Source organism: Pseudomonas sp. GM102, from assembly GCF_000282555.1.
Lineage (GTDB): Bacteria > Pseudomonadota > Gammaproteobacteria > Pseudomonadales > Pseudomonadaceae > Aquipseudomonas.
Genome location: NZ_AKJB01000088.1, coordinates 1 through 23,340, shown reverse-complemented (window position 1 = coordinate 23,340; position 23,340 = coordinate 1). Strand labels below are relative to the sequence as shown.

Here is a 23,340-nt window from a genome sequence, read left to right as displayed (position 1 = left end):
AGCGTCCGGCGAGGCGTTCCCACGCAGAGCGTGGGAACGATCCCATAGGAACGATCCCCCTAAAGAAGCCCCGTCTGCGCTACCATGCTTGGCCGGACGCGGCAGCCTGCTGCGCGCAGGAGTCAGCATGGCCCACCCGTTTGCAACGCTCACCCCAGACCTCGTGCTAAATGCCGTCGAAAGCATCGGCTTTCTCAGCGACGCACGCATTCTGGCGCTCAATAGCTACGAGAACCGTGTCTATCAGGTCGGCATCGAAGACTCCGAGCCGCTGATCGCCAAGTTCTACCGCCCGCAGCGCTGGACCAACGAAGCGATTCTCGAAGAGCACCAATTCACCTTCGAACTCGCCGAGTGCGACGTACCGGTGGTCGCGCCGATGATCCACAACGGTGCCAGCCTGCACGAACACAACGGTTTCCGTTTCACCCTGTTCCCCCGTCGTGGCGGCCGTGCGCCGGAGCCGGGCAATCTCGATCAGCTATATCGCTTGGGCCAATTGCTCGGTCGGTTGCACGCGGTCGGCGCGACAAAGCCCTTCGATCACCGCGAAGCACTGGGCGTGAAGAATTTCGGTCAGGACTCGCTGACGACCCTGCTCGAAGGCAATTTCGTACCCAAAAGTTTGCTGCCGGCCTACGAGTCCGTTGCCCGAGACCTGCTCAAGCGCGTCGAAGAGGTCTACAAGGCCACGCCACACCAGAACATCCGTATGCATGGCGATTGCCACCCCGGCAACATGATGTGCCGCGACGAGATGTTCCACATCGTCGACCTCGACGACTGCCGCATGGGCCCGGCGGTGCAGGATATCTGGATGATGTTGGCGGGTGATCGTCAGGAATGTCTCGGTCAGTTGTCAGAATTGATGGACGGCTACAACGAATTCCACGACTTCGACCCGCGGGAGCTGGCGCTGATCGAACCGCTGCGCGCCTTGCGCCTGATGCACTACAGCGCCTGGCTCGCCCGTCGCTGGGACGACCCGGCCTTCCCTCGCAGCTTTCCGTGGTTCGGCACCGAGCGCTATTGGGGCGATCAAGTGCTGGCATTGCGTGAACAATTGGCTGCGCTCAATGAAGAGCCACTGAAACTCTTCTAAACCCCACAACCCCTGTAGGAGCGAGGCTTGCCCGCGAACAACGATAACGCGGTACGTCAGACAGACCGCGTTATCGTTGTTCGCGGGCAAGCCTCGCTCCTACAAAAAATCAAACACATCTATACAATCCCCTCTTTGTTAGCTGCCTAAGCAAGGATTCTCATGCAAGCCGCCAACCCGCGTCGCGGGTACATCCTGGGCCTGAGTGCCTACATCATTTGGGGCCTGTTCCCGCTCTACTTCAAAGCCATCGCCAACGTGCCCGCCGTGGAAATCATCATCCATCGAGTGCTTTGGTCCGCGCTGTTTGGTGCTCTGCTACTGCTCGTCTGGAAACATCCCGGCTGGTGGCGCGAGCTGCGGGAGAACCCGCGACGGCTGGCAATCCTGGCCCTGAGCGGCACGTTGATCGCCGCCAACTGGCTGACCTACGTCTGGTCGGTGAATAACGGGCGCATGCTCGAAGCCAGCCTCGGTTACTACATCAACCCGCTGGTCAACGTGTTGTTGGGAATGCTGATTCTTGGCGAACGACTGCGACGCATGCAATGGCTGGCGGTTGGCCTGGCGGCGATCGGTGTTGCGCAGCAAGTGTGGCAAGTCGGCAGTCTGCCGTGGGTGTCGCTGGTGCTGGCGTTGACCTTCGGTTTCTACGGACTGATCCGCAAGCAGGCCCCGGTCAAGGCGCTGCCGGGGCTGGTGGTGGAAACCTGGATGCTGGTGCCAATTGCCGTCGCCTGGCTACTGTTCAATCCGACGGCGACCAGCGCACAAGCCGAATTCTGGACCACCTCTGAAGCCTGGTGGTTGGTGGCAGCAGGTCCAGTGACGCTGGTGCCGCTGGTATGTTTCAACGCCGCCGCCCGGCACTTGCCCTACACCACCCTCGGATTTCTCCAGTACCTGGCGCCGACGCTGGTGTTGTTGCAAGCCGTTCTGCTGTTTGGCGAGCAGTTGTCGTCCAGCACGCTGGTGGCGTTCATCTTTATCTGGGCCGGTCTGGCGGTTTACAGCGTCGATGCGTGGATAAGTCTGCGCCGCCGCAGCTGATCAGAAAACGTACAAACCTCTACAGGCCACGTCTCCCGTGGCCTGCATCCATCCTTCCCAAGGTTATCCACAGTGTGATCCCCGGCGTTTGTGCGCAAATCACTGAAACTGCTGGTTTTTTGATCAAATCCTGAAGAGTCCCGGCTGACGTGGCCTGGCGAGGTGTCTCTACAGGTTATCCACAGGCAGGTGCACGTATAACTTGGATAACCTTTTCAAGATTCGCTGCGCAGCACCAATTCGACCATCAGATCGTCCGCCAGGGTTTCCAGGCGTGATTGCAGCACCTCCAGCGACAAGGTCAGCGGCACCGCGAGAATCGCCTCGGCATGGAACAGCGGCTCGCTGCTCATCGGCGCCGGGCGTACTTCGGTCACCAGACTTTCCAGGTTCACGCCCTGTTCGCTCAGCAAACGCGTAATGTCCCGCACAATGCCCGGCCGATCATTGCCCACCAGTTCCATGGCAATCGGCTTCCAAGTGCAGGATTGTTCAATGCTGCTTTCGGCAATCAGTACGCGAATCCCCTGGGTCGACAATCCTTGTAGGGCGTCTACCAGTTCGTCGTAGGCCTCGGCCGGCACACCCACCCGAAGAATCCCCGCGAACTGTCCGGCCATGCGCGACATGCGACTCTCCAGCCAGTTACCGCCGTGCTCGGCAATGCACTGAGCAATGCGCTCGACCTGCCCGGGCTTGTCTGGAGCAATTACAGTGAGTACGAGATGGTCCATGGCGCAGCCCTCTGGTCATGACTTTTGTTATAGAAAAACAAGTATAGGCAAGGGTTGATGGGGGCCTGGAGTAGATTCGATTGTGTGTTGAATCGACCGGCCCTTTCGCGGGCAAGCCTCGCTCCTACAGGTCCACGTCGTTCCCATCATCGTGATTACCCCAACCCTGTAGGAGCGAGGCTTGCCCGCGAATGGGGCACCACCGACAATCCTGCCGAACCATAAATCGTGTACAAGTTTTTATATTTAACTGGAACAATCCAATAGTTTTTTGAGAACATCCCGTTCCTCGCCATGACCGCAATGCGTCATGGGGTCGCAGAACGACGTATTTAGTCTAATTTTCACAACCGCAATTCATCATGTAGTATGCCGCAGCGCGCACTACATAACGCTGGATCGATGTCTGCCGCAGGTGCCGTCGCAACCCCTGAAAGCCCTGTCAGCAAGGCCGCAAAGCCGTTGATCGGATCGAACCCAGCCGCCAGCAATGGCATGTACTGGTAGATGGGTTTGTGGTTTAAATGGCCAGAGGCTTCATTGTTAAATTGAAGAGCTGAAAAGCGAAATAGCTGAGCAGAGTGAGGCAAGCAATGACTGAACACGTTCAAGTCGGTGGCCTGCAGGTCGCCAAAGTCCTGTTCGACTTCGTGAACAACGAAGCCATTCCCGGTACCGGCCTCACCGCCGACACGTTCTGGGCCGGTGCTGACAAGGTCATCCATGACCTGGCGCCGAAGAACAAAGCCCTACTCGCCAAACGCGATGATTTCCAGGCACGTATCGATGCCTGGCACCAGGCTCGTGCAGGTGTTGCGCACGATGCGGTGGCCTACAAAGCCTTCCTGCAAGACATCGGTTATCTGCTGCCAGAAGCGGCTGATTTCCAGGCAACGACACAAAACGTCGATGACGAAATCGCCCGCATGGCCGGTCCACAGCTGGTGGTGCCGGTGATGAACGCGCGCTTCGCGCTCAACGCCTCGAACGCCCGCTGGGGTTCGCTGTATGACGCGCTCTATGGCACCGACGCCATCAGCGAAGCGGACGGCGCGGAAAAAGGCAAAGGCTACAACAAGGTTCGCGGCGACAAGGTCATCGCCTTCGCCCGCGCCTTCCTAGACGAAGCGGCGCCATTGGCTGCCGGCACTCACGTCGATTCCACCGGCTACAAGATCGTTGACGGCAAACTGGTCGTCGCCCTTAAAGGCGGCAGCAACACCGGCCTGCGCGATGATGCGCAACTGATCGGTTTCCACGGCGATGCCGCCGCACCGACCGCGATCCTGCTGAAAAACAACGGCCTGCACTTCGAAATCCAGATCGACGCCAGCACCCCCGTCGGCCAGACCGACGCGGCCGGCGTCAAAGACATCCTGATGGAAGCCGCGCTGACCACCATCATGGACTGCGAAGACTCGGTTGCCGCGGTCGATGCCGATGACAAAGTGGTGATCTACCGCAACTGGCTCGGCTTGATGAAGGGCGATCTGTCGGAAGAAGTCTCCAAGGGCGGTCAGACCTTTACCCGCACCATGAACGCCGACCGCACCTATACCGCCCTCGATGGCAGCGAACTGAGCCTGCACGGTCGCTCCCTGCTGTTCGTACGCAACGTCGGTCACCTGATGACCATCGACGCGATCCTCGATAAAGACGGCAACGAAGTACCGGAAGGTATTCTCGACGGTCTGGTGACTTGCCTCGCGGCGATTCATAGCCTCAACGGCAACAGCTCGCGCAAGAACAGCCGTACCGGTTCGGTTTATATCGTGAAGCCGAAGATGCACGGCCCGGAAGAAGCGGCGTTCACCAACGAGCTGTTCGGTCGCATCGAAGACGTGCTGGGCTTGCCACGCAATACCCTCAAAGTCGGGATCATGGACGAGGAACGTCGTACCACGGTCAACCTCAAGGCCTGCATCAAGGCTGCCGCCGAGCGCGTGGTGTTCATCAACACTGGCTTCCTCGACCGCACGGGCGATGAAATCCATACCTCCATGGAAGCCGGCCCGATGGTGCGCAAGGCCGACATGAAGGCCGAGAAGTGGATCAGCGCCTACGAGAACTGGAACGTCGACATCGGCCTGAGCACCGGCCTGCAAGGTCGCGCCCAGATCGGTAAAGGCATGTGGGCCATGCCGGACCTGATGGCAGCGATGCTCGAACAGAAAATCGCTCACCCGATGGCGGGTGCCAATACCGCCTGGGTTCCATCGCCGACCGCCGCCGCGTTGCACGCGCTGCATTACCACAAGGTCGACGTGTTCGCCCGTCAGGCCGAACTGGCCAAACGCGCACGCGCTTCGGTGGACGACATCCTGACCATCCCGCTGGCCGTCAACCCAGACTGGACCGCGGAGCAGATCAAGAACGAACTGGACAACAACGCCCAGGGCATTCTTGGTTACGTGGTGCGCTGGATCGACCAGGGCGTGGGCTGCTCGAAAGTGCCGGATATCAATGACGTCGGCTTGATGGAAGACCGTGCGACGCTGCGTATTTCCAGCCAGCACATCGCCAACTGGCTGCGTCACGGCATTGTCACTGAAGATCAAGTGATGGAAAGCCTCAAGCGCATGGCGCCGGTGGTTGACCGTCAGAATGCCAACGACCCGCTGTACCGTCCGTTGGCACCGAATTTCGACAGCAACATCGCCTTCCAGGCGGCGGTCGAACTGGTGGTCGAAGGCACCAAACAGCCGAACGGCTACACCGAGCCGGTTCTGCACCGTCGTCGTCGCGAATTCAAGGCTGCCAATGGCCTTTGAGTAAACGCTGACGCCGGACGTGAAAAAGCCCTGATCGAAAGATCAGGGCTTTTTTTACGCCGCGGTCCCCTGTGGCGAGGGAGCTTGCTCCCGCTCGACTGTGCAGCAGTCGTAAATCCTGTGTATGCGGAGTACCAGGTACATTGGGATTGCTTGTTTTGGGGCTGCTTCGCAACCCAGCGGGAGCAAGCTCCCTAGCCACAGGCAAGCCCCCTCGCCCCCAAAAAAAAGCCGCTACACATCCATCCCCAGCTCATGCTTGACCAGTTCAAGCAGTTTGCCGCTGTCGATGGGCTTGAGCAGAAAGTCCACTACGTGCAAGTGCATGGCTTCGATCGCATCCTTCACGTCGGCGTCGCCGGAGACGATGATGATCGGCAATGCTGCACGAGCCGACTCCCGCACTTGACGGATCAGTTCCAGACCATCGACGTGCCCCATCCGCAGGTCGGTAATCACCAGCCCGATTGATGACTTCGTCTCCAGCAATTTGAGCGCCGTTTCGCCACTGGCCGCCATCATGCAGTGAATGCCGTCCAGCCCCAGAATTTCCGACAGCAATTCCCTGGAGTCCTTATCGTCATCGACGATCAGCACCCGCTGCGGCGGCAAGTCTGGTTCCAACATAACGGCACTGAGCGCTTCGCGCTCGGCATCACTCAAAATATCGTGGTCGGACATGGCTTTCTCAACGTTTTCGATTCGATCCCTGACACAGTGGTCAGACATCGCTCAGCAGACTTCAATGTGCACTTCGTCGGAAACTTTTCCAATAGACAATGTAGGAGGTTTTTCCCTCAGTTGTGTCAGACATTTCCCATATTCCGACGGTGGCACTGCCTACCTAGACTTACGTCCAATGGGCACCCTGCTCTCAGGGGCCGACCATGGTTGGAACGATCCGACACAACAATCAGAAAAAGACTGCGGTAATGGTTATGAGTAAAGCGGACGCCTTCACCCAGGCAGGGAAAACCGCGGTGTTGCAGAACATCCAGGGCACTTTGCAATTCCTACAGCGCTTCCCGCCGTTCAATCAGATGGAAAACGCCCACTTGGCCTATCTGGTCGAGCAATGTCAGCTACGTTTCTATGCCCCCGGCGAAAGCATCATCAAACCTGCCGATGGCCCGGTTGAGCATTTCTACATCGTCAAACAGGGCCGGGTCGTGGGCGAACGTCCGCACACGGCCAAGGGCGGGACCGAAACCACCTTCGAAATCACCACCGGCGAATGTTTCCCTCTCGCCGCGTTACTGGGAGAGCGGGCGACTCGCACCGAACACCTGGCGGCCGAAGATACCTTCTGCCTACAGCTGAATAAGCTGGCGTTCATCAAACTGTTCGCACTTTCCAGCCCGTTTCGCGACTTTGCCCTACGCGGGGTCAGCAGTTTGCTGGATCAGGTCAATCAACAAGTTCAGCAAAAAGCCGTGGAAACCCTCGGCACCCAGTACTCGCTCAATACCCGGCTGGGCGAACTGGCCATGCGTCACCCGGTGACCTGCAGCCCGATCACCCCCCTGCGTGAAGCCGTGACGCTGATGCACGATCAGCAAGTCGGCAGCATCGTGGTGGTCGATGAGCAAAAGGCGCCGCTGGGCATTTTCACCCTGCGCGACTTGCGACATGTGGTGGCCAACGGCACCAGCGACTTCAATGAAGCCATCGAAGGGCATATGACCCCGGCGCCGTTTTACCTGACGCCGGACCACAGCGCCTTCGATGCCGCGATTGCCATGACCGAACGGCACATCGCCCACGTCTGCCTGGTCAAGGATCAGCGCCTGTGCGGCGTGGTCTCGGAACGCGACTTGTTTTCCCTGCAACGGGTCGATCTGGTGCATCTGGCGCGGACTATTCGCAGCGCCCATAAGCTGGAAAACCTGGTAGCGATGCGCGGCGAAATCGGCCAATTGGTGGAGCGGATGCTCGCCCATGGCGCCTCCTCGACCCAGATCACCCACATCATTACCCTGCTCAACGACCATACCGTGTGCCGGGTAATCGAACTGGTACTCGCCGAGAAAGGCGACCCCGGCGTGCCGTTCAGTTGGCTGTGCTTCGGCAGCGAAGGCCGCCGCGAGCAGACGCTGCACACCGATCAGGACAACGGCATTCTGTTCGAAGCCCGCGACGCGGCCCATGCCGCCGAGATTCGCGGCAAGTTGCTGCCCCTCGCCCAGCAGATCAATCAGAACCTGGCGCTGTGCGGCTTCACCCTGTGCAAAGGCAACATCATGGCCGGCAACCCCGAGCTGTGTTTGTCCCGGGCCGAATGGGCGCGACGTTTTGCGGCGTTTATCCGCGAGGCGACTCCGGAAAATCTGCTGGGGTCGAGCATCTATTTCGACCTGCGCGTGGTCTGGGGCGACGAGCGAGGCTGCGAGCAACTGCGCCAAGGCATTCTCGATCAGGTCGGCGACAACCGCTTGTTCCAACGCATGATGGCCGAAAACGCCCTGCGTAACCGTCCACCCGTAGGCCGTTTCCGCGAATTCGTGCTGGCGCGCAAGAATGGCGAGAAAGCCACCCTCGACCTGAAATTCCAGGGCTTGACCCCGTTCGTCGATGGCGCTCGAGTGCTGGCCCTGGCCCACGGCATCGACGCCAACAATACTCTGGAGCGCTTTCGCCAATTGGTGGAAAAAGAGGTCATCGAGAAGTTGGATGGTGCTGCCTATGAAGAGGCCTATCACTTCATCCAGCAAACCCGTATGCAGCAACATCAGCTACAGACCCGAGAGAATTTGCCTTACTCAAACCGCGTAGACCCTGACAGCCTTAATCATCTGGACCGCCGCATCCTGCGTGAATCCCTGCGCCAGGCCCAACGCCTGCAAAGCAGCCTGACCCTGCGGTATCAGTTATGAGCCTGTTTTCATGGCTGCGCCCGGTAAGCCCCATTTTGCCCGGCGAACTGCAACAACGTCTGGAGCACTTGCCGGCCATGGCCGAGCTGCGCGATTGCAGCCTGCGCGAACAACGCTGGGTAGTACTCGACCTGGAAACCACCGGGCTGAACCTGAATAAGGATCGGCTGTTGTCCATCGGCGCGGTGGTGATCGAGGACGGGGCGATCGATTTCAGCCAGCAATTTGAACGCACGCTGCAATGCACCGAACTCAAACTCGGCCCCAGCGTGTTGATTCACGGTCTGGGCCCGAGCGCCATTGCCGCCGGCAGCGACCCCGCGCAAGCCTTGCTCGAATTCATGGAGTTCGTCGGCGACAGTCCGGTGTTGGCGTTTCATGCGCCGTTCGACCAGCACATGCTGGGGCGGGCGCTGAAAGAACATCTGGGCTACAAGTTGCAGCATCCGTTTCTGGACGTGGCCGACATCGCGCCGCTGCTTTGTCCACAGGCCCACATTCGCGAGGCCGGTCTGGACGAGTGGATCGACTGGTTCAAGCTGGAGGTTTTCGAGCGGCATAACGCCAGTGCCGATGCGTTGGCGACGGCGGAGTTGGTGCTGATTTTGTTCAGCCAGGCGCGACAGCAGCAGATTCATAGCCCGTTGAATTTGCAGCAGCGGCTGAGTCAGTGGAAGCGGCGGCGACAGGCTCCGTCTTTTTAATTTTTATGGCGCCTGTTCTGGCGCCTTCGCGGGCAAGCCTCGCTCCTACGGGTTTTGTGTCGTTCACCCATTTCATGAACGACACAAAACCCGTAGGAGCGAGGCTTGCCCGCGAAGAACGATGACGCGGTCAAACTGAGTACCCCCCGCCAAAACCACCCGACCAGCGCTAATTGCTTACCTCCCCCGCCTCTGCCACAATCGCGAACAATTCTCGTTACTTAACACTTCCCATTCGGTGATGTTGCGTGTCGTCAGTCCAAAGCCCCCAGAGTGAGCTCGTTGGTGCGTTGTATCGCGACCATCGCGGTTGGCTATTGGCTTGGCTGCGACGCAACGTAGCCTGCCCGCAACGGGCCGAAGACCTGAGCCAGGATACTTTCGTACGCTTGCTAGGCCGTGATGAACTGAAGGCGCCTCGCGAACCCCGGGCGTTTCTGGTGGCGATCGCCAAGGGCCTGCTGTTCGACTATTTCCGCCGTGCCGCACTGGAACAGGCCTACCTCACCGAATTGATGCTGGTTCCCGAAGGCGAACAACCCTCGGTGGAAGAACAGCAACTGATCCTCGAAGACCTCAAAGCCATCGATCGCCTGCTGGGCAAGCTCTCGAGCAAGGCCCGGGCAGCGTTTCTCTATAACCGTCTCGATGGCCTCGGCCACGCCGAAATCGCCGAGCGTCTGGGGGTGTCGGTGCCGCGGGTTCGTCAGTACCTCGCCCAAGGCATTCGCCAGTGCTACATCGCGTTGTATGGTGAGCCGGTATGAGCCCGGTCAATTCCAAGCCCGTGTCGGCTCAGGTGCTGGATGCCGCGATTGCCTGGCAACTGTCGCTGGATTCCGGCAACGCAGTCGAGCGCGAAGAGTTTGCCAAATGGCACGCCGCCCACGAAGAACATGCTCGGGCGTGGCGTCAGTTAGGCATGCTGGACCAGCGTTTCAGCGTCGCCAGCGGCCCGGCCCGCACTGCCCTGCTGCAATCGCGCGAAAGCATCCGGCGCCGGGTGCGCAAGCTCGGCAGTGGTCTGGCCAGCGTCGTCGCGGTGATCGGCCTGGCGCTGTTCGCCGGTGATCGTTATCTGCCCATCGACTATTGGCTGGCCGACCAGCGCACCGCCACCGGCGAGCAGCGCACCCTGCGCCTGACCGACGGTACGCAGATCAACCTCAACACCCACAGCGCAGTGGATGTGCGTTTCGATGAGAAGCAGCGGCTGATCGTCCTTCAGGAAGGGGAAATCCTCGTCGAAACCGGCCATGGCGATGCCCGGCCGTTTATCGTCGAAACTCGCGAAGGCAGCATGCGAGCGCTGGGGACACGGTTCCTGGTCAAGCGTGAAGAAGAAGGCACGCGCCTGAGCGTATTGAAATCAGCGGTCGCCGCCCATCCCGAATCGAGCGCCGAGGAACAGATCCTGCGCGAAGGCCAGCAAGTGCTGATGCGCAGCAATGGCCTGGACCCGATCATCGCCCTCAACCTCGGCGCCGATGCCTGGACCCGCGGCATGCTGGTGGTGGACAACGCGCGGCTAGAGGATCTGGTCCAGGAACTCGCTCGCTATCGTCGCGGGCATCTTGGCGTCACGCCAGAGGTCGCCGACCTGCGCATCACTGGCAGCTTCCCCTTGAACGATATCGACAAGGCGCTGAGTGCACTTTTACCGACCCTGCCGGTGCAGATCGAACAGCACACGCCATGGTGGGTGACGGTCGCGGCGAAGACTGAGGCCAAGCCCTAAAAAGCATTGCGCCTGATCCGCCGCCTTCGCGGGCAAGCCCGCTCCCACAGGTTTTGTGTCGTTCACAGAATTCCCGCTCGACATAAAACCTGTGGGAGCGTGGCTTGCCCGCGAAGAGGCCGTCAGCGTCACCGCAATTGATGAATAGAAATTATTTTCATCCACCCCTATCACTTTTGAATTCTCGTCCGGCACCTAGGCAATTGAGAAATATTTCCATTCAGGAGCCGCTGTATGTCCCGTTCGCTAGACACCGTGTTGCGCCCCCATTTGCTGGCGGTCGCCATTGCCCTTTGCGCCCCTTTGGCCAGCGGTCCACTGATTGCCGCCGAACAGGCGTCCAGCGTTCGCGCCTACAACCTGCCGGCTGCGCCATTGGCCAGCACCCTGAATCAGATTGCCAGCCAGGCCGGCCTGGCGCTGTCGTTGAATCCATCGCTGGCGGCGGGCAAGACTTCGGCGCCGGTGAAGGGCCAGTTCGACGCCACCGGCGCCCTGCGGGAAGCCTTGCGCGGCACCGGCCTGCAACTGGAACAGAGCAGCGCCGGCACCTACAGCCTGGTAGCCGTGCCCGAGGGCGTAATGGCCTTGCCGGAAACCGCCGTCATTGGCCTGGAAAATGCGGAAACTGCCTGGAGCCCGGTCGAAGGTTACGTTGCCACGCGCACCGCTGCAGGCACCAAGACCGACACCGCACTGGTCGAAGCGCCGCGTTCGATTTCCGTCGCCACCCGCCAGCAAATGGAAGATCGCGGTGTGCAAAACATCGATGACGCCGTGCGCTACATGCCCGGCATCGTCGCCAGCAGCTATGGCAGCGACACCCGCGCCGACTGGTTGCTTGTGCGCGGTTTCGAACCGACGCAATTCCTCGATGGCCTGCCACTGCCAAAAGGCGTCTACGCCAACCCAAAACAGGAAACCTGGAACCTTGATCGCCTCGCCCTGTTGCGCGGCCCGGCCTCTTCGGTTTACGGCCAGACCCCGCCGGGCGGCCTGCTGGACATGGTCAGCCGCCGTCCCAGCGCCGAGTCGAGCCATGAAATCCAGCTGCAATACGGCAGCGACAACCATCGTCAAATCAACTTCGCCAGCACCGGCAAGATCGATGACGAAGGCCGGTTTACCTATGGTCTGAGCGGTGTATTGCGCGACAGCGGCACACAGGTCGATCACATCGACAACAAACGCTACAACATCGCGCCGAGCCTGACCTGGAACATCGACCCTGACACCAAGCTCACGCTGCTGACGCAATTTACCCGCGACGACACAGGCATCACCAGCCAGTTCCTGCCAGTGCAAGGCACCAAGATCCATTCGCCGCTCGGCGATATCTCCCATCACAAAAATCTCGGTGACCCGGACTGGGAATACTACGACCGCACCTATTACGCGCTGGGCTACGCCTTCGAACATCGTTTGAATGATGTCTGGCAGTTCAAGCAGAACCTGCGGTACACCAAGTCGGACCTGTCCTTCCAGGCCCTCACTCCCGGCGCCTACCCTTTCACCCAAGTGGATGCCGAGGGCAATGTTGGTCGTTCGAGCACCAGTGTCGACGAGGACATCAGCCAGTTCGCCGTGGACAACAACTTCCAGGGCGACTTCGCGACCGGCAACATCCGTCACACCCTGTTGATCGGCCTCGATCACCAGCGCACCAATACCAACTACACCTCGATCTTCGGTGACGGTCTGACCACCAACGTCAACAACCCGATCTATGGCCAGCCAATCGTTCGCCCGGCGCGCTCGACGGCGTTCTATGACTATGACCAGAAGACCTACCAGACCGGTTTGTACGTCCAGGACCAAATGGCCCTCGATCAATGGCGTCTGACCCTCGGTGGTCGTGAGGACTGGATCCACACGGGCACCAAATTCTTCAACAAGGGTGATGCCACCAACACCGAACGGGACAAGAAATTCAGCGGCAATGCTGCGATCAGCTATGTATTCGACTCAGGCTTCGTGCCCTACCTGTCCTACGCCGAGTCGTTCCAGCCGACCAGCAAAGCCACGGCATCGCCGACCGAATCGTTCAAGCCGACTGAAGGCAAGCAGTGGGAACTGGGCATCAAGTACCAACCGCCGGGCAGCAACACCCTGCTGACGGCTGCGGTCTATGACCTGACCCAAAAAAACGTCTCCGTCACCACGACCAACTCGGACAACGTCTCGATTACCAGCCAGACCGGCGAAGTGAAGGTCAAAGGCCTGGAGCTGGAAGCCGTTTCCGACGTCACCGACAACCTGAAAGTCATCGCCGCCTACACCCTGGCCAAGTCCGAAGTACAAAAGGGTGACTTCAAGGGCAATCGCCTGCAACTGATGCCTAACCAGCAAGCCTCACTGTGGGCCGATTACACCTGGCACAACGGTGTGCTGGATGGTTTCGGCATCGGTGCCGGCGCACGCTACACCGGCAATACTTATGGCGACCAGGGCAACACCTGGCTGGGCAAGGCTGATGCCTACACGGTATTCGACGCAGCGGTCCATTACGACTTGGGCCGTCTGGATAACAGCCTGAAAGGGGCATCACTGGCACTCAATGCCACCAACCTGTTCGACAAGGACTACATCTCCACTTGCGACAGCTTCTACTGCTACTACGGCGACCAACGCAGCGTCGTCGCCAGTGCGACGTACAAGTGGTAATCGCCTGAACTGACACGCGCCACGACCAGGCCGTCCTTCGAGGACGGCTTTGGTCTTTCTGAAGGCCATGAAATGAAAAGCAAAACCATCCGCCGCTGGTCCTGCATTCACACCTGGACCAGCCTGATCTGCACGGTATTCCTGTTGATGTTGGCCCTCACCGGCCTGCCGTTGATCTTCCACCACGAGATCGACCATCTGCTGGGCGATGCCGCCGAGTTGAAATCGATGCCGGCCGATACCCCGCAGCTGGATTTGCAGCAGTTGGTACAAGCGGCTGAAAAGCATCGTCCCGGCGAGGTCATGCAGTATTTCGGCTACGACGACGAAGACCCCAACGGCGTCATCGCCATCATGGCGCCCACCGCCGGCACCGAGCCGAACTCGTCCCATACCTTCATGCTCGACGCTCGCACCGGCGAAGCATTGGAAATGCCATCGGCCAATGGCGGGTTGATGATGGTCATATTGCGTTTGCACGTAGACATGTTCGCTGGGCTGCCGGGCAAGTTGCTGCTGGCGTTCATGGGGATTCTGTTTGTGCTGGCGATCGTCTCCGGAACGGTGCTGTACCTGCCGTTCATGCGGCGCTTGAAGTTCGCCACCGTGCGCCACGACAAATCCACCCGCCTGCGTTGGCTCGACCTGCATAACCTGATCGGCGTGGTGACGCTGACTTGGGCCTTGGTGGTCGGCGTGACCGGCGTGATCAGTGCCTGTGCCGACTTACTGATCGCCGCGTGGCGCAACGACAGCCTGAGCGCGATGATCGCGCCTTACCGCGATGCGCCGCCGCTGACTCAATTGGCGCCTGCGACTCGCTTACTCGACATCGCCAAAGACGTCGCGCCGGGCATGCAGCCCGATTTCATCGCCTTCCCCGGCACGCGGTTTTCCAGCGAACACCATTACGCCGTGTTCATGAAAGGCAGCACCCAACTGACTTCGCACCTGCTGACGCCGGTGTTGATCGACGCCAGCACCCTGCAAGTCACGGCGGTGGCCGAACGGCCGTGGTACATGGACGCCATGGGCATGTCGCAGCCGCTGCACTTCGGTGATTACGGTGGCATGCCGATGAAAATCCTCTGGGCGACCCTCGATGTGCTGACCATCATTGTGCTCGGCAGTGGGGTTTATTTGTGGGTGGTGCGGCGCAAGGTCGCGAAACCGGTACTCGAAAACGCGGAGCACCCGACATGAGACCGAGACAGTCGAATTTCTGGAAGGTCTTCGCCACGCCAACCGTCATTGCCCTGCTCAGCGCCGCCGGGCTGTTTGCCGCGTTGCTGGGCGATGGCGTGTGGGACGCATTGAGTTGGCTCGGCCTGGGGATTCCTGCCGCCCTCGCCTTGCGCGGGCTGCAACGCCATTGAACAGCACAAAACCTGTGGGAGCGGGCTTGTGTGGCAAGAGGGGCTTGTGTGGCGAGGGGGCTTGCCCCCGTTGGGGTGCGAAGCGCCCCTGAAACCAGTCGCCACGATCTTGAATCAGAAAGTGGTGACCGGTTTACGATTGCTTCGCAACCGAACGGGGGCAAGCCCCCTCGCCACACAAGCCTGCTCCCACATTTCGTTCCGTGCTCAGCCGTGAGCTCGTGCTTGAGCTCAAGCATTAAAGCGCTATGCTGCCGACACTGCCCATGATCGAGATCGTTGCCATGTCCGCTCCCAGCATGACCTTATTCCACAACCCCGCCTCGCCCTTCGTTCGCAAAGTCATGGTGCTGCTGCACGAAACCGGTCAAACGAACCGCGTGGCGCTGCAAGCCAGCCAGCTCACGCCGGTCAGCCCGGATCTGGCTCTCAACGAAGACAACCCGTTGGGCAAGATTCCGGCGCTGCGTCTGGCCGACGGTAATGTGTTGTACGACAGCCGGGTGATTCTCGATTACCTCGACTATCAGCACGTCGGCAATCCGCTGATTCCTCGCGATGGCTCGGCGCGCTGGCGGCGCATGACCCTGGCTTCTCTGGCAGACGGGATCATGGATGCCGCGGTGATGATTCGCTATGAAGTAGCCCTGCGCGTCCCGGAAAAGCATTGGGACGAATGGCTCGACGGTCAGCGCGACAAGATTCGTCGTGCCCTGGCCCTGCTGGAAGCCGACGCGATTGCCGAGCTGACCAGCCATTTCGATGTGGCGGCGATCAGTGTTGCCTGTGCCTTGGGTTATCTGGATCTGCGCCATCCGGATCTGGAGTGGCGCAAAGAGAATCCTAAGCTGGCAGAGTGGTATTTTGAGGTGAGTCAGCGGCCTTCGATGATTGCGACGATGCCCAAGGTATGAGTGCAGTATTACTTCATTCCAAAAACCGGAATGCTCAGTAATCAGGTTTTGGCTCGGGTGGTGGGGCACTGTAGCGTTCTCTACGCGATCCTAAACGCTTGTCCAAAACGGGTAGACCAAGCAACACCGATGCTTGAGAGTAGGAGTCTGCGTTGTGGTAAAGCGAAGCCGCTCGAAATCCGTGGAACCCCGCTTTAATTCGTTCCAGACTTTTCTCACCAAACATTGCCTGCAAACTGCTACTGCCAAGCTTGCTCTCCTCAATATTTTTTATTATTTTTGTGTCATAGCGACCACTTGAAACCATTTCCGCCTCGTTAATAGCATTCTCCCAATAACTTTCGCCCACCCTTGATCCCGCTCCTGGTGAACCGTAGTAATAGTTATCTTTAGTTTGGAGGTCCAAATGGCTGATTTCGTGAATAAGAGTTATCGCCAGTAACACTGCCCCCCGTCGGGACGTGTCCTTCCAGGATCGAGAGCGGATAAATATTCGTTTTAGGGGATCCTTCCCTACAACAGACGCCAATGTTGAATCGCTCGATTCTTTCGATTTAACGAAGGCCAGCTCATCGTGCCTCACACCAGTTCTATAAAGTTGAATCGCTGTCTTGAGTACCTGAAAACGAGACTCCAATTCAGACCTACGATGCAAATTCGAGAACACTAGTTTCAGGGTTTTATCGATTGGGTGACGTGCCCGTCCCGTCTCTTGCATTGCCACGACAGCTTCGCTTACCAAGATATCGGCAATTTCGAAAGCGTGGTCTACAAGCTCGATTACTGCTGTCGGCATTCTTGCGCGCCCACGCCCAACTATCACCGAATCCTGCTCTACAATTCTTTCCTGATGATCTCCTGGTATCCCGCTGTACAGCCCCATCACATCTTGATGGGTCACCGGATTATTACCGGTCATATAAAACATATTCAAGCCATCAAGAATCCCCCCAGGATCCGGACTAATCCACCGTTGCAGCCACGGTGCGTAATACCGAAACCCGTAATAGTACAACCCTGTTGCATCCCGCTCTTTTCCAGAGTAACGAATGCACTTGTAATCCGCTTCAACCTGCGAACGCCCCATCCACCAGGCCGTACCGCCATATGGGTAATAACCTTCGTAACTGATCAGGTTTCCGCGGTGATCAAGCTCCAGCGTACTGCTGCCCAAATGATCATCTTGGCTGTAGCGCACTTGATCTTCATCGATGCCACCCGGCTGCCCCTGCTCCCAATGCAATAACCGGACACTACTGCGTCCCGCCTGAATATTAATAACGTGCAGGACTTCATCAGGACTGTCCGTACCCTCGGTGCGGATTTCCAGCCCCGGCAGGTAACGAGCTTCCGTTATTCGGGTCACGCTCGCCGCCAGCGCATGACGGACTTTACGTACCCGCATACCGGCACTGTCGTAGACATAACACTCACTGTCGTCCAGACCATCTTCACGGCTCACCAGTTGAACTTCACTGAGTTGGTTGCGCGCCGTCCAGCGCATCGGTTGCCCCGGCGCCAACAACTTGAGATTACCGTTGCCGTCAAAACTCGCGTCGAAGTCCGGTGTTTGCCCCTTCACCCGAGTCAGTCCGCGATTGCTGTCCGGAGCAATGTCCATTAAATGCGTTGGTTTATTGCTGTGATGCTGTTCGAGCAGATTGCCGCTCGCGTCATAACTCCAGCTCTGGCTGTAGGGCTGCAATCGGCTCGGATCCAGGGGCGAGATCAGCGCCGGTAGCGCCGGGCCATTGACCGCTGAAGCCACTTCACGCCCAGTCGCGCTGACCAATTGATAGAGCGAGTCGTACCGATAGCGACTAATCGGTTCGATACGTTGGTTGGCGAACCAACTGACGGGCTGGGACTTATCGGTCAGGCAGAGGATGTTACCCACAGGGTCATAGTCGTAATGCAGCTCTTGCAGGTTCCACGCGCCTTTGCACGCAAGCAGGAGCTGCAATCGACCGTCGGCGGGATCGAAGACACTGGAGCTGATGACGCCATTGCCTGCCCTCTCGTACTCAACCTGACCGAAAGCGTTATAAGCGATATCACTGACTAACAAGTGCTCCCGCTTGCCGGCCACCTTCAGCCAGGCGCTCTGTAATTGCCCTTGAACGCTGTAGGCATAACGCCGGGTATGCGCCGCTGCATCCATCTGGTCAAGCACGCCACCCAATGCGTCGTATTGCCAACGGGTGATGTAGGTTTTGTCCGCCCCCTGTTCCAGTAAGGCATCTTGTTGATTCTCAGCCCAAGGCCATCCCGGATGATCCCGCTCTACTAGAAAACGCCGCGATTGCGCGATCGGCTTGCCTTGCAGGCTGTAGTCGGTCATTTGGTGCGCACCGGCGGTATCCATATGACGAATCAACCGACCGCATTGATTCCGAGCGCTGGTCTCTACTCCCGGAGCGCCGTAATACAAACGCTCCACACACTTCGTGCCTTCTTCGACATTCAGCGGCCTGCCCATCGAGTCATATTCAAAGCGCGCTGTATTACCCGCCTCGTCCCAGCTCTGTCGAACCTGAGTCGCCTCATCCGGTAACATCAGCCGCCAGCCAGCATCCACGCTGACGGTCAACAGGGATGCCCCCGTCAGGCCGCGAATTCGAATCATCGAGGCAACCGGCGCAGGACCTGCCCCCAAGCGAGCATCCCAATTTGCCACTGATCGCCCCGCCACATCGAAAGTCTCGCGTGCCACACGTGTCTCGGGCGGTGCATCACTGTTGTTCTTGCGGTAATAGGCAACGCAAGCAACGGCCAATCCACGACTGTCGACCACAGCGATTGTCGGGGTGTTGCGGTGCAAGGCGTATGCAGATTCCATGTGCGGGGCACTCGATGCGCGATTACCTGAGCTTAGACGACAATGCTGCGGATCTCCGGAGGCGGATCGCGGCAACCTGATCTTCAATACCAGCTTGCCTTCGATCAACCGGAAACAACCCCGCAATCCGCGCCGCCAGCACCTCTCCCACCCGCTGATCTTCGCGCAACCCCAACGACCGGCTCATTCCACGGCTCCAATATCAAAATCCAGAGGCTTCGCGGTTTTCTGCCCGATGCCATACCAGTCCAGCTTGCGGGTCAGCACCATGAACACGCCCAGCAGCCCGAACAACAGCAGCGAGCCCATCAACAACGCGTAATCCTCGGCACTCAGCAAGCCATAGAGCAAGCCATACAATGCCGCCAACCCCGCCGAAAAACTCAAGCCGTGACGCACGCTGCGCAGCACATGGCAGACATAGAAACCGATCAACGCCACACAGCCACTCGCCGACAGCAGATACGCCAAGGCAAAGCCGATATGTTCGGACAGCGACAGCAGCAACAGGTAGAAGAACGCCAGCGCCACGCCCACCAGCGCGTATTGCACCGGGTGTACCGCCAGGCTTTTCAACACTTCGAAGAGGAAGAAACCGGCGAAGGTCAGGACGATAAACAGCAACGCATATTTGATTGCCCGGTCGCTTTTCAAGTACTGGTCCACCGGGTCGATGAAACTCACGCCGAAGCTGCGACCGCTGAACGCCTCGCACTGGCCGCCAGACACACAACTGTTCAACGCCTCTTGCAGGTTGGTGGAGAAAAACGAGGTTTGCCAATTGGCAGTGAAACCCTGATCGGTGATTTCACGCTGGGCCGGCAGGTAGTTGCCAATGAAGCTGGGATGAGGCCAGTTGGCGGCCAGTGAAACCTTGCTGGTCTTGCCCACCGGGAGAATCTGCAACTGGCCGGTGCCTTGCAGGCGCAAGTCGAAACCGAAGGCCAGTTCCGTGGCCTGCCTGGTATCCAGCGCTGGCAGTGTCACGTGCACACCCTCGCCCAACCAGCGCACTTGGCTACCCGGTACAAAGTCCAGGCTCTGGCCATTGAGTTCGAGTTTCAATGCATTCTCGATGCCGCGAATGTCGCTGATGCCGACGGCCAGGAACGGTTGGTCGAACCGGTAGTCGGCGAAGTCCTCCTTGATGCCCAGTTGCGCCGGGACCGAGAAATGCCCGCTGATGCGGTTGTCGGCATGAAATAGTCGTGCCTCGTAGATACCCCGGGCGCGCAGTTCGGTCTGGACCTGTCCGTCCAGTTCGAAGCGCTCCGGCAGGAAGTACAATCGGCCGCGCTCCTCGCCGACGTCCTGGTAACGCTGGTTGGTTTTTTCGTTGGTTTTCCAGGTACGTACCGTTTTGCGATAGGGCACCACCATCAGCGGGCCGCTCAGTTGCTGGCTGTAACTGGAACTGCGGGCGATGTCCTCGAGCACACCGTCGCGCAGTTGTTGCCGCTCCTGGATCACGCCGTTGATCATCAGTAGCGGGATCAGCAGCAACAGAATCAAAAGGGCAATCGCCCCCAGTTTTAGGGTCAGGCTACGGTTCATGGGACTCTCCCTGTTTGGATGGGGAAAGTCTGGCGTTGGTGTGTGGGTGATTTATGGGGGGAATGTGGAGACTTTGTGGAGACTGGGCCGGCCCCATCGCGAGCAGGCTCGCTCCCACATTTGATCTTCGGTTCGCATATATTTTGTGTTCGCTGGAGATCCCTTGTGGGAGCGAGCCTGCTCGCGATGGCCGCGACTCGGTCCTAAGGCAGGCGCAACGTGACCTCTACACCGCCATCGACATTACCGACACTCATCGCCCCACCATGCAACTTGACCACCTCTTCAACGAAGTTAAGCCCCAACCCTGTGCTTTTGCGCCCACTGTCCGGACGCGGCAGTGAGTAGAAGCGCTCGCTCAAGCGCGGCAATGCATAGTCAGGAATCGCCTCGGCCTGGTTAAAAAGCTTGAATTCGATTTGCTCACCGATCTTTGCGGCACTGAATCGCAGCAAGCCACGAGCCGGGGTGAAATCCAGAGCGTTCTCCAGCAGATTTCCCAGCGCCTGACGCAACAGGAATGGCTCACCGGTCACGGTCAGATCCGCTGCAATGGTTTGCTCCACACGCAACTGCTTGCATTCGATTCGCGCAGCCTGCGCGCTCAACAGCTCATCCACCAAGTCCGCCAACGGCACCGCCACCCGCTCTTCCAGCCCTTGGCGCTGTTCCACCTGCGCCAGGTTCAACAGTCGTTCGATCAACTGCTGCATGCGCGCACTTTCGCTGTCGATGTTGCTGACGAAACGCTGCTGCTGAGCCAGCGGCATCTCACCTTGCAGCAACTCCGCCGCACCACGAATCGCCGCCAGCGGGCTTTTCAATTCATGGGTCAGGGTGTGCACATAACGCTCGACGTAGGCTTTGCCTTCGAGCTGCGTGCGCATCTGCTCCAGCGCCGTGGCCAGTTGTTCCAGCTCGCCGCCACGATAATGTGGCACCTCGACACGCCGGCCTTCGCTGACGGCCTGGGCATACGCCGTCAACTGCCGTAGCGCCGCGCTCAGCCACCACGACAACAGCGCACCGAACAGCAAACCGAGGCCAATCAGCGCGGCGCCATAAATCAGCAATCGCCGCTCGGTGCGATCAACGTAAGGCTGCAGCGAGCTGTTGGGTTTGGCCACCGTCACCACGCCGATGATCTGGCCGTTGTCGCGAATCGGTGCCCCGACATGCATCACCGACGAATTCGAATCATCCGGGTTGCTGCGCGTCGAACGCGCGCCGTAGTCCCCGCGCAGGGTCAGGTAGACGTCGTTCCAGCGCGAGTAGTCCTGGCCTACCGCGATGCCGCTGGAATCCAGCACCACGATGCCTTTGGCATCGGTCACGTAAATACGGTGGTTGACCTGATTCTTCGGCATGCCCCAGATTTTCGCCTTCGGTTGCCGTTCACCGTAAGCCTTGAGCAACTCGGGCCAGCGATTCTGGCTGAGGGTGCCGGCCTTGAAGTCGTCCCGCAGGATCTCGGCCATCAGGTTGGCGGTGTCGACCAGGGTTTCTTCGGTGGACTGACGCACGCCGGGACGGATTTCTTCCATCACGGTGTTGAGCACGAAGTAGCCGGTCAGGCCGATGAACAGCACGTAGACCAGAAAAATCCGGATCCCCAGTGGCATCAGCTGTGCCCCGGGCTGTAGCTGTAACCGAGGCCGCGATGAGTCTGGATCGGCTCGGCGTCGGCCTTCACCTGGCGCAATTTGGCGCGCACGCTCTTGATGTGGCTGTCGATGCTGCGCTCATAGCCGGCGTCGGCGGCCACGCCCAACGCATCGAGCAATTGCTCGCGGCTGAAGACTCGCTCAGGTTGTTCCAGCAGGCATTGCAGCAAACGAAACTCATGGCGAGTCAGGCTCAGGGGCTGACTGCGATAGCTGATCTGCACTCGTTCGCTGTCGATGCGAAACAGCGCTGAAGCCACCTCCGCCACCGGTCGTGGCGCCATGCGCTTGAGAATCGCCCGGACCCGCGCCGCCACTTCCCGGGGGCTGAACGGTTTGACCACGTAGTCGTCGGCACCGATCTCCAGGCCTACGACGCGGTCGATCTCTGCATCACGGGCGCTGAGGAACATCACCGGCACTTCGCTGAAACGCCGCAATTGCTTGCAGGTCTCAAAGCCGCTGATATCAGGCAGGCCGATGTCGAGAATGATCAGGTCGGCCGGTGTGGCGCGCTGATGCTCGAGCGCCGCTGCGCCAAGGCTCAGCCACGTAGTGGTAAAGCCCTCGCCCTGCAAGGCGAAAATCAGGGTGTCGGCAATCGCCGCTTCGTCTTCGACAATCAGGATATGAGGCATGGCGTCCGAGCCCGCTAGTTAAGTGGGCGAACGGTGCCCCAAGGCTGATTCGCCGTCAATCAGCAGTCGGGTTTGTCTGCCGTGAAACGCCGTGCCGGGTTCACCGCCGCACCGAATTCACGCAGTGCTTTGGCGCCGATCAACAGCGGGTAATTGAAGCTACTGCGGTCGGTGAGGTTAACCTCGACAGTACGCTTGACGTTGCCCAGGCACAGTTCCAGATCAACCACTGGACGCTTGGTGGGCTCGATCGCTTCTTTGTCATCGTCGTCTTCTTCGGAGCGAGTCTTGATCTTGCTGATCCGCGCGACCTTGTGTTCGTAGACCTTGTTGCTCGCGCCTTTGGTGGCGAGGCGGAAACGCACCCACTCGTCGCCGTCACGGGTGAAGGTTTCAATGTCTTTGGCCGACAGGGACGCGGTCAGGGCGCCAGTGTCCATTTTGGCCTTGAGGACTTCGCCGCCGATTTCCGGCAGCGCGATGTATTCGTAACGCCCGTATAGGGTCGGCTCAGCGGCCAGGACCGGCAGGGCTACGAGGGAAAGCAGTGCAAGGAGAGATTTCACGTAATGGGCTTCCTTGGAAAGTGGGCAGCGGGATTTTAGACCGCTGTGTGGATGATCGTTCCCATGCTCCGCGTGGGAATGCCTCATGTGACGCTCTGCGTCACGCTTTGGGGACGCGGAGCGTCCCGGGCTGCATTCCCACGCGGAGCGTGG

The 23,340-nt window shown here is 59.2% G+C and carries 19 protein-coding genes; 11 read left to right on the top strand and 8 right to left on the bottom strand.

The window, feature by feature from the left end; translation table 11 throughout:
* Positions 1–127: 127 nt before the first annotated feature.
* On the top strand, positions 128–1,102 hold the full coding sequence (locus tag PMI18_RS08015; protein WP_007904173.1) for a serine/threonine protein kinase: 975 nt from the start codon (positions 128–130) through the stop codon (positions 1,100–1,102).
* Positions 1,103–1,264: 162 nt separating this feature from the next.
* The gene (gene rarD / locus PMI18_RS08020; RefSeq protein ID WP_007904171.1) at positions 1,265–2,152 is read left to right on the top strand and encodes an EamA family transporter RarD; all 888 of its coding nucleotides are present in this window, start codon (positions 1,265–1,267) and stop codon (positions 2,150–2,152) included.
* A gap of 215 nt (positions 2,153–2,367) precedes the next feature.
* Here the strand turns inward: rarD and PMI18_RS08025 are convergent, their stop codons facing one another.
* On the bottom strand, positions 2,368–2,886 hold the full coding sequence (locus PMI18_RS08025; RefSeq protein WP_007904170.1) for a glycine cleavage system protein R: 519 nt from the start codon (positions 2,884–2,886) through the stop codon (positions 2,368–2,370).
* A gap of 344 nt (positions 2,887–3,230) precedes the next feature.
* Positions 3,231–3,497, bottom strand: a complete 267-nt coding sequence (locus tag PMI18_RS31115) for a hypothetical protein (RefSeq protein WP_131816009.1) — start codon at positions 3,495–3,497, stop codon at positions 3,231–3,233.
* Here PMI18_RS31115 and PMI18_RS08030 point away from each other — a divergent pair.
* Positions 3,480–5,657 (top strand): malate synthase G, encoded by a 2,178-nt coding sequence (locus PMI18_RS08030; RefSeq protein ID WP_007904168.1) that lies wholly within the window; start codon positions 3,480–3,482, stop codon positions 5,655–5,657. The genes PMI18_RS31115 and PMI18_RS08030 overlap by 18 nt on opposite strands.
* Positions 5,658–5,891: 234 nt before the next feature.
* Here PMI18_RS08030 and PMI18_RS08035 read toward each other — a convergent pair whose 3' ends face one another.
* Positions 5,892–6,338 (bottom strand): response regulator, encoded by a 447-nt coding sequence (locus PMI18_RS08035; RefSeq protein ID WP_007904163.1) that lies wholly within the window; start codon positions 6,336–6,338, stop codon positions 5,892–5,894.
* Positions 6,339–6,589: 251 nt separating this feature from the next.
* Between PMI18_RS08035 and PMI18_RS08040 the strand changes: the two genes are divergently transcribed.
* From PMI18_RS08040 to PMI18_RS08070, 8 genes are all read left to right on the top strand, one after another.
* Positions 6,590–8,530: a putative nucleotidyltransferase substrate binding domain-containing protein gene (locus PMI18_RS08040; RefSeq protein ID WP_033036748.1), complete on the top strand. Its 1,941-nt coding sequence runs from the start codon at positions 6,590–6,592 to the stop codon at positions 8,528–8,530.
* A complete protein-coding gene (locus tag PMI18_RS08045) occupies positions 8,527–9,234 on the top strand; it encodes a 3'-5' exonuclease (RefSeq protein ID WP_007904151.1) in 708 nt (235 codons plus the stop codon). Before PMI18_RS08040 ends, PMI18_RS08045 begins: the two co-directional genes overlap by 4 nt.
* Before the next feature lie 248 nt (positions 9,235–9,482).
* Positions 9,483–10,001 carry an RNA polymerase sigma factor gene (locus PMI18_RS08050; RefSeq protein WP_007904149.1) on the top strand — a complete coding sequence of 173 codons (519 nt, stop codon included), beginning with the start codon at positions 9,483–9,485 and terminating at the stop codon, positions 9,999–10,001.
* Entirely contained in the window at positions 9,998–10,972 is a 975-nt protein-coding gene (locus PMI18_RS08055) for a FecR family protein (RefSeq protein WP_007904147.1), read from the top strand. Before PMI18_RS08050 ends, PMI18_RS08055 begins: the two co-directional genes overlap by 4 nt.
* 234 nt (positions 10,973–11,206) lie before the next feature.
* Positions 11,207–13,636, top strand: coding sequence for a TonB-dependent siderophore receptor (locus PMI18_RS08060; RefSeq protein ID WP_007904142.1), 2,430 nt, complete (start codon positions 11,207–11,209; stop codon positions 13,634–13,636).
* Between the two features lie 72 nt (positions 13,637–13,708).
* Positions 13,709–14,839 (top strand): PepSY-associated TM helix domain-containing protein, encoded by a 1,131-nt coding sequence (locus tag PMI18_RS08065; RefSeq protein WP_007904140.1) that lies wholly within the window; start codon positions 13,709–13,711, stop codon positions 14,837–14,839.
* Positions 14,836–15,012 carry a hypothetical protein gene (locus PMI18_RS31280; protein WP_007904139.1) on the top strand — a complete coding sequence of 59 codons (177 nt, stop codon included), beginning with the start codon at positions 14,836–14,838 and terminating at the stop codon, positions 15,010–15,012. The genes PMI18_RS08065 and PMI18_RS31280 overlap by 4 nt, the downstream gene beginning before the upstream one ends.
* A 284-nt stretch (positions 15,013–15,296) precedes the next feature.
* On the top strand, positions 15,297–15,926 hold the full coding sequence (locus PMI18_RS08070; RefSeq protein ID WP_033036755.1) for a glutathione S-transferase: 630 nt from the start codon (positions 15,297–15,299) through the stop codon (positions 15,924–15,926).
* A 34-nt stretch (positions 15,927–15,960) separates the two neighbouring features.
* Here the strand turns inward: PMI18_RS08070 and PMI18_RS08075 are convergent, their stop codons facing one another.
* The 5 genes from PMI18_RS08075 to rloA2 form a co-directional block, all read right to left on the bottom strand.
* Positions 15,961–18,765, bottom strand: coding sequence for an RHS repeat-associated core domain-containing protein (locus PMI18_RS08075; protein WP_007904133.1), 2,805 nt, complete (start codon positions 18,763–18,765; stop codon positions 15,961–15,963).
* A gap of 183 nt (positions 18,766–18,948) precedes the next feature.
* Positions 18,949–20,319 carry a cell envelope integrity protein CreD gene (gene creD / locus PMI18_RS08080; protein WP_007904122.1) on the bottom strand — a complete coding sequence of 457 codons (1,371 nt, stop codon included), beginning with the start codon at positions 20,317–20,319 and terminating at the stop codon, positions 18,949–18,951.
* A gap of 203 nt (positions 20,320–20,522) precedes the next feature.
* Entirely contained in the window at positions 20,523–21,941 is a 1,419-nt protein-coding gene (gene creC / locus PMI18_RS08085; RefSeq protein ID WP_007904120.1) for a two-component system sensor histidine kinase CreC, read from the bottom strand.
* Positions 21,941–22,621 carry a two-component system response regulator CreB gene (creB, locus tag PMI18_RS08090; RefSeq protein ID WP_007904117.1) on the bottom strand — a complete coding sequence of 227 codons (681 nt, stop codon included), beginning with the start codon at positions 22,619–22,621 and terminating at the stop codon, positions 21,941–21,943. The genes creC and creB overlap by 1 nt, the downstream gene beginning before the upstream one ends.
* Before the next feature lie 59 nt (positions 22,622–22,680).
* Positions 22,681–23,187, bottom strand: a complete 507-nt coding sequence (gene rloA2 / locus PMI18_RS08095; RefSeq protein ID WP_007904116.1) for a retropepsin-like aspartic peptidase RloA2 — start codon at positions 23,185–23,187, stop codon at positions 22,681–22,683.
* Between the last annotated feature and the right edge of the window lie 153 nt (positions 23,188–23,340).

What these genes read in the sequence shown, in the direction of transcription:
- PMI18_RS08015 (WP_007904173.1), top strand. Translation starts at nt 128, where the DNA reads ATGGCCCACCCGTTTGCAACGCTCACCCCAGACCTCGTGCTAAATGCC.
- rarD (WP_007904171.1), top strand. Translation starts at nt 1,265, where the DNA reads ATGCAAGCCGCCAACCCGCGTCGCGGGTACATCCTGGGCCTGAGTGCC.
- PMI18_RS08025 (WP_007904170.1), bottom strand. Translation starts at nt 2,886, where the DNA reads ATGGACCATCTCGTACTCACTGTAATTGCTCCAGACAAGCCCGGGCAG.
- PMI18_RS08030 (WP_007904168.1), top strand. Translation starts at nt 3,480, where the DNA reads ATGACTGAACACGTTCAAGTCGGTGGCCTGCAGGTCGCCAAAGTCCTG.
- PMI18_RS08035 (WP_007904163.1), bottom strand. Translation starts at nt 6,338, where the DNA reads ATGTCCGACCACGATATTTTGAGTGATGCCGAGCGCGAAGCGCTCAGT.
- PMI18_RS08040 (WP_033036748.1), top strand. Translation starts at nt 6,590, where the DNA reads ATGGTTATGAGTAAAGCGGACGCCTTCACCCAGGCAGGGAAAACCGCG.
- PMI18_RS08045 (WP_007904151.1), top strand. Translation starts at nt 8,527, where the DNA reads ATGAGCCTGTTTTCATGGCTGCGCCCGGTAAGCCCCATTTTGCCCGGC.
- PMI18_RS08055 (WP_007904147.1), top strand. Translation starts at nt 9,998, where the DNA reads ATGAGCCCGGTCAATTCCAAGCCCGTGTCGGCTCAGGTGCTGGATGCC.
- PMI18_RS08060 (WP_007904142.1), top strand. Translation starts at nt 11,207, where the DNA reads ATGTCCCGTTCGCTAGACACCGTGTTGCGCCCCCATTTGCTGGCGGTC.
- PMI18_RS08065 (WP_007904140.1), top strand. Translation starts at nt 13,709, where the DNA reads ATGAAAAGCAAAACCATCCGCCGCTGGTCCTGCATTCACACCTGGACC.
- PMI18_RS31280 (WP_007904139.1), top strand. Translation starts at nt 14,836, where the DNA reads ATGAGACCGAGACAGTCGAATTTCTGGAAGGTCTTCGCCACGCCAACC.
- PMI18_RS08070 (WP_033036755.1), top strand. Translation starts at nt 15,297, where the DNA reads ATGTCCGCTCCCAGCATGACCTTATTCCACAACCCCGCCTCGCCCTTC.
- PMI18_RS08075 (WP_007904133.1), bottom strand. Translation starts at nt 18,765, where the DNA reads ATGGAATCTGCATACGCCTTGCACCGCAACACCCCGACAATCGCTGTG.
- creD (WP_007904122.1), bottom strand. Translation starts at nt 20,319, where the DNA reads ATGAACCGTAGCCTGACCCTAAAACTGGGGGCGATTGCCCTTTTGATT.
- creC (WP_007904120.1), bottom strand. Translation starts at nt 21,941, where the DNA reads ATGCCACTGGGGATCCGGATTTTTCTGGTCTACGTGCTGTTCATCGGC.
- creB (WP_007904117.1), bottom strand. Translation starts at nt 22,621, where the DNA reads ATGCCTCATATCCTGATTGTCGAAGACGAAGCGGCGATTGCCGACACC.